This window comes from Pirellulales bacterium, from assembly GCA_019636335.1.
Lineage (GTDB): Bacteria > Planctomycetota > Planctomycetia > Pirellulales > JAEUIK01 > JAHBXR01.
The window spans coordinates 54,215-71,004 of sequence record JAHBXR010000005.1; the positions used below are offsets into that span (position 1 = coordinate 54,215).

Below are 16,790 nucleotides of genomic sequence, written 5' to 3' on the forward strand. Positions count from 1 at the left end.
GGATGGCTTCTGCCCCGTTAGAATGCTGTCTCAATTGGTCGCACGGGCGGATGGTCCCTCCGCGTGGCCGCAATGACTGCATCGGCCCGGGGCGTGCGGATGCGACCCAATGTCGCCCAAAGTCAGGAGACCCTTGACGCAGCTGCGCTGCCGCGCCATGACAATACGGAACTGAATCACCGGACCTGCGTCACCACATTCTGGCAGGACGCCCTCACTGTCGCCCGGCTCCTCTTCGTACCCACCTTGCTCGCCACACCGATCGTGCTGGTGGCCAGCATCCTCGCGCCATTCTCCACCTTGATCGCTTCGTCGGTGCTGGGCGCAGCCGGGTTCTTCGTTCTGGTCGCATTTATTCAAGTGGCGTTCTCGGGCAAGATGCCGTCAGTCCTGTCATGGATCATCTTGCTGGCCACGTGTGGTTCGGTGGCGGCCGTGATGGGCGTGTTCACCAACGCCAGCGTGGCCTACCTGTTGCTGTTTAGTTTCGCGTTAGCTTGCGCCTACGTGTTTTCCTATTACGTTGCCAAACAGGCTGCCTTCTGGATGACGGCCCATCCGCAGCTGAAACGCGAAACGACGCTCCAGTGGCAGGATCTTTGGCCGCCCCCCGATCGGCACTACTTCAACTCCGATTTTCCTGAATCGATTGGCTTCAGTGCCGGAGCGGTTCTCTTACTGGGCGCGTGGATTTTCGGTTTCGCGGCTCAGCGGTTCCTGATGCAAACCGCCTGGGCGCCAGCTGCCAATCTGTTGAGCATTTTGGTGTTCATGGTCGCAGTGCTGATTTTGTGGCAGCTGGTGAACTTATCCGGCACGCTACGCCCGATCTCGATCTGGTCGGCACTTACCAATAGCTGTCGGGCGTTGCGGATCTTTTGCTGCTACAACCGCCATGAGACGCCAGCGATCGGGGTGTTTCGCTTTCCATCACGCTGGTTGCGGCCGGTTGTAGTGCGCGACTCCTTACTGTTTGCCACCTTGGTGCTGTTCGTGATGGCCATCGCGGCGATGGGGATCATCCTGCCGGCGGAGCCACCACCGTCGCAAGCCGCAAGCAAAACGGAACCACCACCGGAAATTGAATTCGATCAATTTGAATTGGACTGGCTTGCTTCGCTGGCACCCAACGAACGTGCAACCAGTGCCGAGCGTTTACAACAAGAGAAGCTTGCCCCGTGGCGAGCCCGCCAGGCGGCAATTGCCGCCGAGGCGCGCCAAGAGTCAAAGGGCCAACTGGTGGCCACGTTGTCGCTGGCGCTCGCGCTAGTCGGCACTGCGGTAGCCGCGCCGCCTGTGCTGTTGCTGCTGACATTGTTTGCCACCAGCGGGCACCTGCTCTCGCGCTACTACGATTCGTTGGAAGCACCTGGGGCACCTGAGCAGAGCGACGAGTATTCCTGGAAGATCGCCGTTGAGCGCATGATCCGCTCGAACGACGCGGACGAACGCAATCATCTGTTGCTTGGCACGTCCGTTCTGCATGACTATCCGGTCCTGTTGCATCGGGAATTGCTCAAGAGCCATGGGCATATCACCGGGGACACGGGGGCTCACAAGACCTCGTATGCCATCGGTCCTCTAGCGGCGCAATTGATCGCCACCGACCCCACTTCGACGGATTTGGATTGTTCAGTCGTGATTATCGACCTCAAGGGAGAAGATTGGCTGTTTCATGCGACGCGAGACGCGGCTCAAAAAGCTGGCCGCAAGTTCCGCTGGTTCACCATCGTTCCCGACGACTCCAGCTATGTCTTCAACCCCTTTACCCAATCGCACTGGTCGCAGCTATCGCCCGAGCAATGCACCCAAGTGATTCTGCAGGCGCTCTCGCTCGATTATGGCATCGGCTACGGACGCGGTTTCTTTTCGGCCATGAACGAAACGGTGCTGCTCCGCCTATTGCGAGAATACGAGATCAATAGTTTCGAGGCGCTGTACCGGAAGCTGGAAGACTCGGCACCCACCAAAGCGGCCGGCGGCCAGGCAACCGACTTGCGTGATGCGCGTCATCTGACGGCGCTCGTGAACCGCCTCTCGGCCGCACACGCCTTGAACCTGACCGAACAAGACTTGGCCGATAAGCCGGAGGCCTGGGACAACGCCATCGACATGCCCACGCTGTTCGACGAATCTCAAGTAGTCTATTTCACGTTGCCCAGTCCTCTGGAACCGGTCGGCGCGCCGGCGATTGCCAAGCTCGCGCTGTACTCGCTCTTCACGGCCGCTGCCCAACGCACTGGGAAGCGTAAACAGGTCTATGTCTTCATCGATGAGTTCCAGCAGGTGATCAGTGACAGCATCAAGCTGATTCTCGAACAGGCCCGCAGCAAGGGGGTAAGTTTGATCCTCGCCCACCAAACCACCGGGCAACTGGATCGTAACGGGACCGATCTGGCCGAGACGGTCGACTCTTGCACGGCATTCAAACAGAATCTCAAGGCGTCTGATACCAAAGCTGCGAAGCGATTGGCCGAGGGCTCCGGCGAAGCCAGCTATCAGATGTTCAATACCAGCTATCGCGTTCCGCCCAGCGGCAATATGGACAACCTGATGCCGGAGACGGTTGACGTAGTCGAGACCATCCGGCCGCGGCTCGAACCCAATACGATCATCGAAGTGAGCGCGGATTCGAGCGCGAGCATGGTTCGCTTCACGGAAGGAAGCGGCTATACGCAGTTCAGCGGTTATTGGACGATCATCGACTCGCAATATCATCAGACGCCGGACGAGTTCGAAGTGCGCAGTCGCCGAGACTGGCCTGCCGAGGACGGGCAGACGGTGCGTGTGTTGGGTGAGCAAATTCGCCGCACCGCAGCCGCTGCTCAAGCCGGGCCGCGCCGGCGAGGCGAAACCAACGGAAGTGGTGAAGCCAGCCCGGATGAGCCCGCGGTGATCTCCTTCGCGGATGCACTCGACAAGAAACTACGCCCCCATGCACCTCAACCCCAAGGCGAACCCCAAGAGCCACAAGATGCCTAACCCGAACTCCCGCCGCGATAAAACCTGGGCTCGTCCCGACCGGGAATCCGCGCCCGCCTGGCCCGCGCAGATGGTCCGCATCTTCGCCGTGGGCGTGACGGCGCTCGCACTCTTGGCCGGACTGTACGCCGGTTGGAATTTTGCCCGGTCGATCTTTCACATGGGCTCCGGTCCCGACGTCGCGCTCAAGGATGAACCTTCGCAGTCGGAACCGGTTCCAAGAAGCCTTCTTCCGGAAGACCCTTTCGGGGCCTCGCAAAGCCATGTCGGCGCCGACGGCTTCCGCTATGACTCTGAGGGTTATCGCCTCGATTCAAAAGGGAATCGCATGATTCCGACTCAACCGTTGCGGAGGAACACTCCCCCGGCAACCTCGCCAACACCGTCGGTGCCCGCCACCAATGCTGGATCCGGTTCTGCATCCGAACAGGCCAGAGCCTTCGGCAAAGCCCGGCAGCAAACGGAAGTCGGCCGCGGCCGTGAAGCGCTCAAAGCGGTGGACGCATGGGGAGAGGAGGCACGGCTCTGGCGAGACAATGTCGAAGCACTGCTGACGAACGATGCGGGAAGGCGAATCGCTGGCCAGACCGAACTCGTCGATCAGTTCCGCGCGTTGCTGGCTGAGAAACGGCCGCCTTTGGAACTCCCGATCGAGATGGCAACTGCGGTGCGAGGGATGCTCGAACCATTAGAGAAGGCCTTGGCCGATCGCGATGATGTGACCGCGCCACCGCAAGGAATGGCGGAAGAGTTCCAACGCTACGCCGAAGAGGCTCAATCGCAGGCGGCCATCCTGCGCCAGCTTCGCTTCACCGCCGAGGCGATTGCCGAGCAAGCCAATCAATCAGAACCAACTGATGTCACGCTCGCCGAGGCCTTGACCCAGCGTGAGCGCGCACTCGCGGCCGCTCAAGCCAGAAACCTGCGAGAACGGATGTCGGAAGCCGAGCGCGAATCGGCCGAGAAAGTGGCTGCCGCCCGAGAGGAGGCGATGCGTCTGGAAGCCGACCGAAAAACCGCCGAGATCCAAGCTCGGGCAGAATTCGAGAAGCTAGCGGCGCGGGCAAAATCTCCCGATGTAAAGCGGTATCTGGGCACATTCTTGGCGAAAGGATATGCCCAACCGGTGGGAAGCTATATGGGTGTCAAATACGAGCGAACCACCACCGAAGGGCCGATTTCCTTCTCAAGACTGGAAACGAGCGGCGCCCTCGAACGCTCCATGCGCGGATTGCAAACACTCAATCTGATTGCCAGCCGTGGCTGGTCATCGGGCAACGTAAGCTGGCACGACCGTCCCACGTGGCAGTTTCCACTGGATCGGGAGTTCACCAAGACCGATCAGGAGTTCATTCAGCGAGCCCAGGACCTGCTTCGAGAACTCGGGCCAACGCTGGTGGAGTTGAAGATGTTGGCACCGTAAGCGCAGCGTCAAAGGTGCATCGGTTGGACCGAGGTGCATAGGACTTACGTTTGGAGGCATGACGCGACACCGCGAAGAGAGGCGTGTTGATTTGGAAATCAGCTGCATTAGTGCGGGATGGAACTGGTTGCGAGCGAGACAAGTCGGCCACACATATGCGATGTCTTATTGAACAATGCGGAGAGGGGTATCTGCCGAATCTGCAAACCGTTATTCTAGATACCTCCATTATGCGCATCATGGAATCCCCATGCCGGTTGTCCGATGAGTTCCGACTTGACGAATCATAGGCATGCCGCTAGAGACGTTTTGGAACGGCTGAAGTCGCGCTCGAACTTGCCAGCTAAGCTAACGATTAAGAATCACACCTACGAGCTTGTGGGCGACGAGATCCTTGGTGACGGTCTTTATTCCGTCGTCTGGAAAGCCATTGACGAGTATTCACGACCTCGTGCAATCAAGCTTTGTCCGAAGGAGTTATATCCGTCGGACACACCGTTCACGGAAGCAACGCACGCATCGCAGCTCGAATCCTGCGATGCCTTTGCCACGTTCGTCGATGTCGATACAGTCTTCGTGTCTTTGGACGGCTTGGAGTACGAGCTAATCGCTTTCGTCGAGCACTTCGTCAACGGAGTCACACTTGAGGCGTATCTTGCGAACGAGCCGGATAAGATAACGCCGTCATTTTTCCGTGCGTATGTTCGGGCGCTTTGCAATGGACTGAAGGCGTTGTACGATCTTCACCTTCGGCACAATGATCTGCATATGCGCAATGTGATGATCGCCGAGCCGTCGTTGGGAGATCTATCGGCGGAAAGACGTATCAAGATTATCGATACCGGTAGTATTCGATCGTCGCGGCCGAATGCCTTCGACGACCACCGCTCCGTCGTTGAACATCTTATCACGATCTGGAACGTGATCCACAAGCGACGTGATGTCGTAGTTCGCGACCGACGGTTTCTGACGGCATTATTGCCATTGCTCCGGCACATGCTGGAAGAAGATAGCGTCGTAGCGCTGCGCGATCCAGTTCAGATTCTGGGCCAGTTCGAGAGCGCATATGAGCGCGCTATGGTGCCGCCTCGCGATGATTTTCTAAGCCTGACCAACCCATTTGAGTTTATCTCTGCGGATCATATAGCGGACGACCGCCTTCTAGTTGACATCTTTGCAAGCTCCTGCCCGTGGCTGGAAAAAGTATCTGGCCCAGATCCATGTCTCGTGACGGGACCGCGCGGATGCGGGAAATCTACGATCTTTCGGTGGCTAAGCCTCAAAGCACATCTGCATAAGCGCGCGGAGGTAATACATCGCGAGCTTCGAATCTCCGGATTCTATCTGTCGTGCAGCGCCGATCTTCAGAATCGGCTTAGCTGGATTCGAACCGATGCCGACGCCCAACTCTGGCGCGACCAAATCATCGATTACTTTAATCTTCTGGCAGCACGAGAAATCGTGAAGACGCTTGTACTTATTTCACGCCACCCCGACCGAGAGACCTATTGGGGCTTTGGTCTGGCGGCCGAACAAACGGTGCATGACTTCCTGACTGCTATGGTTCCCAATAGCTCAACTCCTCGGGTTAGAGGCGTCTCAAGGATTGAGCAGGTATTGGAGTTTATCGAAGCTTGCATTTTCTCGTTACAAATCGAATTCCAAGGAGAGCCAATGACGAGGCGGCACACGGCCGCTTCCTTCCTAGGGGATTTCACAGAATTGCTGGTCGCGAAGTTGCCCTGCTTTGCCGAAAAGAAGATTGCCTTCTTGGTCGATGACTTTTCCACGCACCGTATCCATGAATCAGTTCAAAGCATTTTGAACTTGATCATTTGGCATCGTCGTCCGTCGCATGTTTTCAAACTGTCGTCCGAGAAACACGGTGCGTTCCTCAATGACGATTTGCTTGCTTCATCGGAAGTATCCCGTGAGCGACTCGAGATCGACTGTGGCCAGGAGTACTTAGCGCTGAACGATGCACATCGAGAGAAAGCAACGGTGCAGTTCGCAACCGATCTCTTAAATAACCGGTTGCGTGCGGCGAAGTATACCGGTACTGCCGAAGTGCTAATCGGCCGCTCCAATTGGTCTGAAGGGTCACTTGCGAAGGCATTAGCCATCAAACGTGCCAATCCACGGCCGAGTCACTATCACGGAATCGATTGCATCGCCCAACTCTGCTCTGGCGACATTGCGAGCCTCCTGAGTGTTTACAGTACGATCTTTGCATTGGCTAATGTCGAAAAATCAACCGTTCAACCTGTCCCGAAGTATCTGCAGGATCAGGCAATCCGGCACGTGTCGCGGACGATGGTTGAGCTGGTGAAAACGTACGTTCCCTACGGAAAGGAAATGCACGCGATCGTGTTGGCCTTCGGAAATCTCGTCCGCAACATTCTTCAGGCTGGGAAACTGCAATCTGACGACGATCCAACTCAGATTCCACGGATTGAAATCGACCAGAAGGAGGGCGACGCCGTCGCAGCCTTGCCTGAACAACTTCAGAACCTTGCGTGGGAGCTAGTACGGCGGGCCATTGTCATTGAGATGGAACCGGGGCTTTCCCGACATCGGAACGTGACGACTCTGCGGTGGAATTTAAGGCGAATCTACCTTCCAACCTTCGGCGCTGCGCTTAGTAAGAACGACGCCGTAAAGAGAGGTGCCGATTGGCTCCATAGCTTCTTATCGACGCCCACAGAAGCCTGTAACGAGGTGTGGAACGAGTGGCCAAAGCAATCGGAAGGCCAAACTCGCGACGCAGCCTCGTCAGCGACGTCGAAGATGGAAGAATTACCGTTGTTTCGCAACTTACCGAAGGAAGGCGAATAACCATGCCATCCATCGTACAATCTCGACTGGAGGAGTTGTTGCCACAATTGCCTAAGCTGGAGGAAATCACCGCTGCCACCCTCACCGAGTACAGCACAGACCTGTACTTGTGCGCGCTCGGATTCGAAGAGCGTTGCCACTCCATTCCAGCGCTTATGGGGCAAAATCAGTGCGCCGCACGGCAAGGAGTTTACATCACCGTCCGCACAAACCGCGAAGATAATGAGCGGAATCTTCCTCGCCTGCATGAACTCATGCAAGCTTTCTGCGGGACTACGGTATCATTAGACGCTGACGATCCTAACTTCGAGCGCACCCTGAAACGAACCATCTCCCATCTCGCAACGGACGTTGGCCAAACTCCTACGATTACATTCGACATAAGCGTAGCAGCGAACCGCCTCTTGTTGAGAACCTTCAAAACGCTCTTGGAGAGCGACGTCAACTTGCGCATCGTCTATGCGGAAGCAGCCGCATATCATCCTACCCATGACGAATACCACCGAGACAAGGAGAGGTGGACCGCCGACGGGACAATCGGCATGGAAGAAGGAGTCAGCTTTGTCGTTCCTAGTCCGTCATACGCAGGACAACAGCTCGATCCATTGCCCAATTGCGTGATTCTGTTCCCAAGCTTCCGAAAAGATCGGAGTCTTGCAGTCCTAAGCGCCGTCGACGAGACGCTCGTGGTGAGCCGACATGAAGACGTGATGTGGATCATCGGTAGGCCCCACCATGGAGCCGATGCGTGGCGAATCGATGCCATGCGCGAAATCAACCAGATCCCACCAGACTCACCCCAACAGGAAATCGGAACTTTCGACTATCTAGAGACGTTGATGGAACTTGAAAGAATTTACCGCCGACGCTGGGAGCGGTACAACATCACAATTTCGCCGCTCGGCTCGAAGCTTCAAGCGATCGGAATAGGCCTTTTTTGCTACCTGCACCCGGAAATCCGTGTGATGTTTTCGGCTCCCCGCCGCTATAACGCCCAAGTTTGGTCATCTGGCTGCCGCGCGGCGTGGTCAATTACCTTTGATTCGACAATCGAACTCAGGGAACGATTAGCGGCTGTTGGACAAATCTCGATCGTGCCCTAGTTTAGGCATTGTTCGCCACGGCCGCCCACAACCGATATTCCTCCCGTTTGAAGGTTCGAAAGCGTTGGTCGCGCGCGGCGCGCGGCAGAAGCCAGCGGTTGCGAAAATGGGTCCAAAGCTCTTCAGCTGGACGGTCTGTATGATCGAGCCGATCAGTTTCGCCGCACAGAAAGGATTTGCTATTCGTCGCCGTTGGTACGACGAATACTTCTCGGCGGACACCATGGCATAAGAGTTCGGACGAGAGGCCCAGTGCCTTGAGGGATTTCTTCACAACCTCTCGTCGATTCCGAAAACCGGTTCCCCATGAATTGTTTTTTGCTGTGGCCTCGCAATGAGAGTGCGCGAAGGCGCTCAATTCGTCGTACAGGCCGTTTAGGAATTGAAAATCTCCGTAACCTTGTGTGTATCCAATGCTCTGGTACAAGGTCGCGTTACGAAAAGTGATCCGATTGTATACGGAGGATCGACCGAGCGCTGAAGTCGTAGTGAGCAGTGCTATGTCGCCGTCCATCTTCTTGCCAGAAATTAGAGTCTCTTTGCCAGCATATTTCTTCTTGAAGGCAACTCGCACTTCGTTACTCGCAGCCAGCATGGCGACTAGCTTTCCGCAAAGCAACTGGGAGTAGGGCGGTGCGGCACCGAGTACGAACGCGTCGACGATATTCTGCAGCCGTGCGGATCTCGTGGCTGAGTTCCAGCCGATCCAGGACTCGCGTGGTTGTAACGCAAAGACAGGATCACCCAAACCGAGAACCCCGATCAGCCTGTCGTTATTATTGCCGTCGACGATAAGAAATCGCAGGCGCCGACCGTAGCCGGAGGAAACCGGTATTGTCCAATGTAGGCAAGCGTAGCGAAACAGAAGTTCCTCATCGCTTCCACGAGTGACCTCTACAAGCTTGGGAAAAATCGACTCGACTCGTAGTTCGCTACCGTTCGCAATACGGCCTAGCAAATCGGACTCATACCGGCCAAGAATTGCTTTGGCCCGATCCCGCTTGTGCTTCATCGCGCATTCGTGGAGCCGACGAATACGATCCTTATCGATGCCTTCTGGAATGTAGATTCTTCCGGCACGAATCGCGAAGCCCTGTGATCTCAGCGACGCTACGACGTTCGATCGAAGCAAAACCGATGAATCGCCTGTCAACCGAGCAATGAACGCCGCTTTATTTGCACCGTTGGGCTGCCAACCGAGTGCGTCGCAGGCAGCTTTCAGCTCATCGCAATGGAGAAGTTCCAGAAGGTCTCGGGTAGTAAATGCTCGGCTCTTCTCTAGGATGCCGACCAACGTTTTGCGAATCGCGTTCTTAGGGGCCGGAAGGCCAAGTGCGCGTGCGACTTGAATCAGTCGCGGCTTGCGGAGCAGGTTCAGGATCGTGAACCGCCTCACGCTCATTGTGCTCCTCAAATACTGACGGTGTCGCCTTGGTTTACCCTCCTGGCCGTTGATGTCTTCGAGCCGTGAAGCGCTGTACAATCCCTTGGAGCAGCAGGCTAGTCAAGATACCAACTGTTATCAGCGGCCGCAATGTTGCTACCTGGAAAGCGTTGCGAAACGCGCGATCGCGGGCGACGTCCAGACGCACAATCCAAATAATTGCCAAACTCGTGGCCCACAGACAAAAGAGCGCTCGAAAATGTCGGAGGGCTCGCGAAAACCTTGGAAGTGCCACGGACCTGCAACCGTTCGATTTTATTGAGCGTTGAGCTCATCAACGCTCGGTGACCAGAAAAAAGGGCACAGGAACGAGGCCGAAGCTCGGTTCCTGTGCCGGGGTGAGGGCTACTGACTGTAGCTGGCGAAGGCTACGAAGAGGCGGATCATGCCCAGTAGGGCGACGGCGCCTCCCAGGTGCATCAGATCGCGCGGCTGAGGCCACGGGCGGTGAATCGGAAAGCCACGGATCGCATCTTCCGTGCGCTGACCGCCGGTCCGTTGCGACATGAGCACGTCCGCTTGCGGCTTGCCGCCCATCGTTGGGCCGGTCTGAATAATCATTCCGTCAGGCAAGTCCTTTCCAGTCAAGTGATACACCAATCCTGATGGCTGCTGGATCGTCAATTGATAAAGTCGGCGTACTATGACGCGTCCGCCCTCCATCCAAACGACCTTGCAAAAATGTTTTCCATCGGCAAATAGTGCCATACGTTTCTCCCTAGTTGAAATGGCCGGCCAATCCGGTCCACGTTGGTCCAAGAGTCCTCGTCGCGGTTGCGGTCAGGACTCCTCGATACGTCGTGGGGGTGTTGGTCGGTTGTACCCAGGGAGCGGCGTATGTCCCTCAAAGACAAAAAGCCCCCTTTGGGCTCTTGCCCGCAGTACCCATGCGAATCAAAAACTGGTTTTGATTGGCGGACCCGGCTGATCACGTTTTTCGGCTGTCTGATCAGGGTCCAACATGGGCACAACTTCCGTCTGGTTTTTGCACTTCCTGACGGCGGGGAAGGTATTGTTCGAACGCTACGTTCGAGCCATCCGTTGTGTGAAGCTCTCGATGGCAAAGAGAAAAAAACAAGCTCCGTGTGGGCCACGTTGGTCAGCCGCACACTCGGATTGTGATGACTCTCGCACGGCCAGACCAGTGCGGCTCCGGGCAGTTTGGGGGCAGTGCTATTTCACGAGCCCCAGGGCACGGGCCTTGTGATGGGGCGGCCGCCAGCGAAACCGATCGCCGCATGGGCTGTGATATTGTTGGCCATCCCGACCTGTTGCGCCGTGGATGGCACTACCAGCAATACGTGATGCCCCCTGTTCTACGGTGACCGGCTCACCGTGTTGGCAGCCGTTGCAGACGCTCGTCGAATCCGGACGAGCGGCTTCGTCGTCACACGTTAGCGATTCGAAAAGCTCCCGGGCACGTGCGATCACCAGATCGAACTCGGCCTGCTGTTGCGGCGTGTTGGGAACCGTCCAGCCTTCGTAGCTATTGCCGAAGAGGACGATACCGAAGGGGGATTCTCCTCCGACGCAGGTTGTCAATAAGCGGCAGTAGGCCGCTGAACGAGCGCATTGTTGCGGACCTGGAGTCGGTGCCTGGCGGCTGTTGGGTGGGAGGGCCATGACGACCGGAATCCGCAGCGAGCCCCGCACCAGCACCCGCCAGGGGCGACCGGCCAGCTTCAGGTCTTCATCTTCCAGAACGTGCTGATAGACCTCGGATTCATAACCGGCCTTGAGCAGTTCCCACCAATTCACCCGTTGCATCTGGTCGCTGTCTTCGATGGGTTGGCGGTCCAGGGCCTCGCGCGCCGAGCGTCGCCGACTGACCAGCACCATCACGCTCTGAAGCCGGTCGGCGAATCGCCAACTCAGTGTTGCGAACACGGCGGCCACCGGCAGCATCCACAGCCAAAGCCCGTCGTAAAACATCCATCCCAGCGCGATCAGGGCAGCCGCAAAACGAATTCCCAGGCGTCGCAGGTCGCGCAGTTGGTGCTCCAGGGCTTGCTCGATCAACGCCAGGCTGTAGTCGGGCAGGTAATCGAGATTAAAGCGTGGTGGCGGCTCATCGATTTCGTCCATCTGTTGCTGGGCATAGGCCAATACGCCTGCCCGCGGACAGAAGACGAACTCCGACAAGGTGTGGACGGTCAGCCACCCTCGGCGGTCGCCAAACCCTGGGAACTCCACTGCATCCAAACGACTCATAGAACGCTCTCCTGCCGATGCCCAATCTGCCCTGCAATGATCCTGTCCGCATTCATTCCAGCGTGAAAGGATCCACCATGTCTCGCCGACTCCTTACGATTACGCCATCCATCGTCGCCTGTGCCCGAGACTACTTGCACCACTCGCAATCTGGCACGTTCGTTGCCATGCATATCGCCGAATGCTTTGCGTTGCCTTCCGACCGAATTGTCGCCATTTGGGACGATGCCGAGTTCGAACTCCTCAAGCGCGGCCAACAGCACGAATTTGAACTGGTTGCTGTCGCCGTATTCAAAGATGGCCGCTGTGTCGCCGAATACCGCAATCGGAATTTTTGCGATCCAGGTGCTACGCTCCTTGCTGGTCTGGACGACTGATTCACTTCCACGTCCTGAGTTCGCGTTGCACACTGGCCATATCTGCCGGACGCTTGCTCCTGGGGAGTTGTGTGCAAGCCACGATCAGTTCGCCAATCCCCTTGGGAATCCGCAACTCACTGACGACTACTTCCTCATCACCAGCCTTTGGCAGTTCGCCCGCGACCAACTGGGCGGCGATCCGCCCCCAACTATAAATGTCGGCCCGCACGTCGACATCGCCTCCCGCTGTCACTTCTGGGGCACGAAACGGGTCAGTCTGCCAATAGTGCTTGTTGGAAACCGTCAGGTCCGTATCCAGGAGTTTAGCCAACTCGAAATCGGTAAGGATCGGCGTCTGGTCCATGGTCCGCACCAGCACGAACTGGGGTGCGAGTTCGCGCCGAACGATTGCCTGCTCGTGCAATGCCGCCAAGCCATCGGCAATGCCACGTAAGATGGTGATGATCGTGCCGCGATCGAAGGTCGTTTCGACGAACAATGCCGAGAGCGTCCGGCCTTCGACCCATTGGTCGACCACCCACCAGTTGCGGTCGGCAGGGTCGGGCAAGGCGGTCAAGTTAATGGCCACGTTCGGATGCTGACCGATGCGACCACAAACGTCCGGGTGACGCTGAAGCTGCGCCGCCAGCGCTTCACGATCGCAATCTGAAAGCTGCCCCAGGTCGTAGCACTTGCCACGGCCGAGACGCTCAGGCAGGTGCAAATGTGCCATGCGGTACAGACGCCACTGCAAACTGTTCGAGGCCGTCTCCCACGGACCCATTGGCTGGGCTGCTTCCCAGTCGCCCACCAGGCGGCCGCGGCCGTTCACCCGCAAATGACCGTTCGTCTCTAGCTCCAGCGGATGCAGGATCTCGGTCGGATCTTGAATTTCAAAGAATTCGGCGATGCGGGTGACGATCTTCATCATGCATGCCTCACCGCGAAAGATACGCTGCCGTGTGCGACTCGGAATCCCCGCTTCGATGGCAAATGCCTGTTCGGTAAGCCCTCTTTGAATGCGCAGGCGATGAATTTTTTCGATGTCGAGGCGGTACAGCCGCTGCCCACTCTTCATGGCGAAGGTTCCTTTCTGCACGAGTAGCCGGAAATGACCGGCGAAGGCGACTCGTGGCGAACAGCGGCTTCACGTTGAATAGCAGCGTGTGACGCCAGTTCGACCACACATGTTACTCAATGTCGCCATCCGACTTGAATAGGGCGATGCGCTTCTGGAGTGCATCTGCGCCTACTTCTGTCTATTCAACCTGCGAGAACGACCATGCAAGCTGATAAGAAAGGCCAACACTCGGCAGAGAAGGGGAGCCTCTCACGGATGATCACCGTCGACGAGTTGGCCACGATTTTAGGGCTCTCCAAACGGACGATTTGGCGGCTGCTCTCCGCCGGAGAGATCCCCAAGCCGATCCGTCTAGGGGGCAGCACTCGCTGGGTATTGGCCGAAATCGAGGCCTGGATCGCCGCCGGCTGTCCACGCCCGTGAAGTCTGTCAGTTGCAGCGTGCGAGGGGAGCGCCATCACGAAATCCATTGCCGGTGGCCGCAGACTGCCCCAGGTTGCGGATCGGCCCGCACAACCAACCGTCGCAGAATACCCCAGGCAATCTACGCGGGCGTTTGCGACGTTACGCGATGAGCTTCCACCCTGACTCGCCGAGAACGATGGACGAACTTGAGCCTGTAGCTCCCGCGACCGATGTTCGAATGCCGGACATTTTTCTGACGGTCCGAGACGTGGCTGCACGATTGCGTGTCTCGCAGTCGTGCGTCTACGCGCTGGTTCAGCAGGGACGGCTTTCCTGTCATCGCATTGGTGGTGGTCGCGGTGCTGTCCGAATCAGCGAATCCGACCTGCAACGGTTCCTGATCTCTTGCCGTGCGGAATCAGCCGAACCAACCGAGCCGCAACGCGAGGAGCCCCGCAGGGCCCCTCGCGTGCAGCTCAAGCACTTGAAGCTCTAAGCCGATGCTTGGCGAATCTGGTCGAGCATGTGCTTCGGATTATGACTCAGGTGCTGATACGTCAACGAGAGCATGGCGGGGTTCGCGTGCCCCAACAAGATCGCGACCGTGAGTGCATCCACTCCGGCTTCGAGCATCCGAGTCGCAAAGGAATGGCGTAGGACGTAGAGGCACACGCGCCGACCGAGCCGTTCCTGAATGCGGGTGTATTGGCAATTCAGCGAATAGGCAACCCACGGCCGACCTTTCGTATTCCGGAAGAGTGGTCCCTTGGGATGTTTCAGCATCAGTCGCTTCGTGATGGCCAACGCCGTATCGGAAAGATAGACGATGCGCGGCCGTGTCTTGACCTTCGCCTCGTGCGGTGGAAACACCCAGCGAGCATTTTGCAGGTCGACGTGCCGGGCTTCGACGCGAATGAGTTCCTGCGGTCTGGCCCCCGTTTCCCAGGCCGTGACGACCAGGTCGCGAAACTCCTGCCGACGAATGGCGGCCAGCATGACCGGAAACTCGGCCGGAGTCACAATCGTCTCTCGCCGGCCCGCTTTGGGCTTCTCCAGGTAGTGAATCGGCGAACGCTCCAGGTATCCCAGTTTTTCGGCCCAGTTGAAGGCCCGTTGGACCGCGACCATGCCACCGCGTTTATGACCATCCGCCCAGTCGTCATGTCCGTCGACCCACTGTTGCACGTGATAGGGCTTGAGGGCCTCGACGCTCATGTTCTCCGGGAGCGTCTTCGCGAACGACTGGCAATGGGCGAGATACCACTCGTACGTGCGTAGTGCCCGGTGCTTTTTCGTCCATTCGAGGAAGTTGTCGAGCACCACCGCAACGGATTGATGCTCGACCTTCTTTCTCTTCTTAGGCGGCGATTTGAGCAGCGTTCGATAGCGATTGAAGGCAGCGGCCCGATCGGGACCGAGATTGTGCTGTTTCCCATCGAGCGTGACGTACCAGACACCCCGCTCGGGACGGAACCAAGGCTTTGGAAACTTCATAGCAAACCCTCCAGTCAGGAACCACGGGACAAAACCAGCGTGGACCGGAAGGTTCGCGTTCAGCCCCCAGGTAGTTACCCCTGCCTGGGGGTTTTTTCTGTGACAAATCTGTGACAAGCGGTTTGGGCTCGTCGTAAGTCATTACGCCCGGCTGGAATCGAACCAGCAACCTGCGGATTAGAAGTCCGCTGCTCTATCCAGTTGAGCTACGGGCGCGTGGATGGCTCGCTCATGCGCGCGAGGTGGATTAAGGCTATCAGCCCGCTTCCTTTCGGCAAAGGTGGCTGCGCCCCGGGGCGACAAGGCTCCAGCGTTAGGAGCGAACTTGTCCGTGCGGGGTTCGGGCGGAAGTACCGCGATTCTGGTGGCCTTTACTCCGGGACGGGCAAAAACCAGATGTTGCGGTACTGCACGGGCGCCAGATGGAATTGCAACATCAGTGGGCCGGGCTCGGGCGATTCCGCCTGACCGAGTCCGCTTTCGTGGGGCATTTCGGCTCCGTCGTGAATGGTGACGCCGTTGAGCGCGACGGTGAGCCGGGCGTGGGCCGTTTTCTTTCCGTCGGCGTCGAATTTCGGCGCGCGAAAGTCGATCTCGTACGTCTGCCAGGCCAGTGGCGGAAAGCACATGTTCAGCCGGGGTTCGTGGAAGCCGTAGAGACCGCCACACTCGTTGTCCTTCTTGGGCAATCCGAACGAATCGAGAACCTGGACCTCGTAGCGCTTCTGCAGATAGACGCCGCTATTGCCGCGATCCTGCCCACGATGCTTGGGCATGAAGGGAGTGCGGAACTCGAGGTGGAGCTTGCCGTCGCCGAACGATTCTTTGCTGAACGCACCGGCCGGCAAGGCGCCACCGGGCAGCACTCGTGCCGAGCGAAAGTGATCGGCCGAGGTGCCATCGAAGAGCACGATGGCGCCTGCGGGGGGCGCGGCGCCGAGCGTGGGACTCTTGCGCTCGATTTTTTCCAACACTCCCAACTCCATCCCGCCCGTGTCGTAGATGGTCATCTTGCCGTCGGCGATGATTCCCTTGCCATGTTCCGAGGTGATGGTCGTGACGCCGTCGGTGGTCTCGCCACGAGCGGAGTTGATGGGCTGCTCTTCGCTACCTGGCTCGCCGGGCAGGCCTCCCATGAAGACAACGGCCTCGAACTGGCCATCCCCCAGGGCGATGACCTGCACGCCAATCGACTCGCCGGTAGAAAGTTCGCCCATGTACTCGCCTTGCACGGCAAACTCGGGACCGGCCTTTGCGGGGTCGATCGCGATGCGAACGGGCTTGTCTTCGGCAAACAGGGGAGTGACGAGCACGCTACAGAAGAAGGCAATCACGATCGAGCGCACCATGCGAACTTGAACCTCGCAGGAAAAAGGAGCAGGAAGGTTCCGGGACCAAGGTCCTAGCTTAGCCTGATCCTAGGGCCTAAAAAAAGCCTTGGCAGGCGGAACAT

General features: G+C 57.8%; 13 protein-coding genes and 1 tRNA gene. 7 read left to right on the forward strand and 7 right to left on the reverse strand.

Features of this window, described 5'->3' with window-relative positions; genetic code table 11:
* Nucleotides 1-63: 63 nt before the first annotated feature.
* The 4 genes from KF708_06965 to KF708_06980 all read left to right on the forward strand — a co-directional run bounded on the left by KF708_06965 (nt 64) and on the right by KF708_06980 (nt 8,343).
* A complete protein-coding gene (locus tag KF708_06965; GenBank protein ID MBX3412410.1) occupies nt 64-2,982 on the forward strand; it encodes a TraM recognition domain-containing protein in 2,919 nt (972 codons plus the stop codon).
* Nucleotides 2,936-4,405, forward strand: a complete 1,470-nt coding sequence (locus KF708_06970) for a hypothetical protein (GenBank protein ID MBX3412411.1) — start codon at nt 2,936-2,938, stop codon at nt 4,403-4,405. Before KF708_06965 ends, KF708_06970 begins: the two co-directional genes overlap by 47 nt.
* A gap of 309 nt (nt 4,406-4,714) precedes the next feature.
* Complete coding sequence (locus tag KF708_06975; protein ID MBX3412412.1) at nt 4,715-7,240, forward strand: protein kinase family protein; 2,526 nt, start codon at nt 4,715-4,717, stop codon at nt 7,238-7,240.
* Nucleotides 7,241-7,242: 2 nt separating this feature from the next.
* Nucleotides 7,243-8,343 carry a hypothetical protein gene (locus KF708_06980; protein MBX3412413.1) on the forward strand — a complete coding sequence of 367 codons (1,101 nt, stop codon included), beginning with the start codon at nt 7,243-7,245 and terminating at the stop codon, nt 8,341-8,343.
* A 1-nt stretch (nt 8,344) separates the two neighbouring features.
* Here the strand turns inward: KF708_06980 and KF708_06985 are convergent, their stop codons facing one another.
* The 3 genes from KF708_06985 to KF708_06995 all read right to left on the reverse strand — a co-directional run bounded on the left by KF708_06985 (nt 8,345) and on the right by KF708_06995 (nt 11,998).
* Nucleotides 8,345-9,739, reverse strand: a complete 1,395-nt coding sequence (locus KF708_06985) for a DUF4338 domain-containing protein (GenBank protein ID MBX3412414.1) — start codon at nt 9,737-9,739, stop codon at nt 8,345-8,347.
* Between the two features lie 393 nt (nt 9,740-10,132).
* On the reverse strand, nt 10,133-10,495 hold the full coding sequence (locus KF708_06990) for a hypothetical protein (protein ID MBX3412415.1): 363 nt from the start codon (nt 10,493-10,495) through the stop codon (nt 10,133-10,135).
* A gap of 465 nt (nt 10,496-10,960) precedes the next feature.
* Nucleotides 10,961-11,998, reverse strand: a complete 1,038-nt coding sequence (locus tag KF708_06995; protein MBX3412416.1) for a hypothetical protein — start codon at nt 11,996-11,998, stop codon at nt 10,961-10,963.
* A gap of 77 nt (nt 11,999-12,075) precedes the next feature.
* Between KF708_06995 and KF708_07000 the strand changes: the two genes are divergently transcribed.
* Nucleotides 12,076-12,375, forward strand: coding sequence for a hypothetical protein (locus tag KF708_07000; protein ID MBX3412417.1), 300 nt, complete (start codon nt 12,076-12,078; stop codon nt 12,373-12,375).
* 1 nt (nt 12,376) lies between these two features.
* Here KF708_07000 and KF708_07005 read toward each other — a convergent pair whose 3' ends face one another.
* A complete protein-coding gene (locus tag KF708_07005) occupies nt 12,377-13,435 on the reverse strand; it encodes a protein kinase (GenBank protein ID MBX3412418.1) in 1,059 nt (352 codons plus the stop codon).
* 258 nt (nt 13,436-13,693) lie between these two features.
* On the opposite strand from KF708_07005, the gene KF708_07010 reads away from it, so the two are divergent.
* Both KF708_07010 and KF708_07015 read left to right on the forward strand, forming a co-directional pair.
* Complete coding sequence (locus KF708_07010) at nt 13,694-13,861, forward strand: helix-turn-helix domain-containing protein (protein ID MBX3412419.1); 168 nt, start codon at nt 13,694-13,696, stop codon at nt 13,859-13,861.
* A gap of 178 nt (nt 13,862-14,039) precedes the next feature.
* The gene (locus tag KF708_07015) at nt 14,040-14,339 is read left to right on the forward strand and encodes a helix-turn-helix domain-containing protein (GenBank protein ID MBX3412420.1); all 300 of its coding nucleotides are present in this window, start codon (nt 14,040-14,042) and stop codon (nt 14,337-14,339) included.
* Here the strand turns inward: KF708_07015 and KF708_07020 are convergent.
* The 3 genes from KF708_07020 to KF708_07030 form a co-directional block, all read right to left on the reverse strand.
* Nucleotides 14,336-15,337: a site-specific integrase gene (locus KF708_07020; GenBank protein ID MBX3412421.1), complete on the reverse strand. Its 1,002-nt coding sequence runs from the start codon at nt 15,335-15,337 to the stop codon at nt 14,336-14,338. The genes KF708_07015 and KF708_07020 overlap by 4 nt on opposite strands.
* A 142-nt stretch (nt 15,338-15,479) precedes the next feature.
* Nucleotides 15,480-15,553 (reverse strand) — tRNA-Arg (locus tag KF708_07025).
* 155 nt (nt 15,554-15,708) lie between these two features.
* The gene (locus KF708_07030) at nt 15,709-16,686 is read right to left on the reverse strand and encodes a DUF1080 domain-containing protein (protein MBX3412422.1); all 978 of its coding nucleotides are present in this window, start codon (nt 16,684-16,686) and stop codon (nt 15,709-15,711) included.
* Nucleotides 16,687-16,790 lie beyond the last annotated feature (104 nt).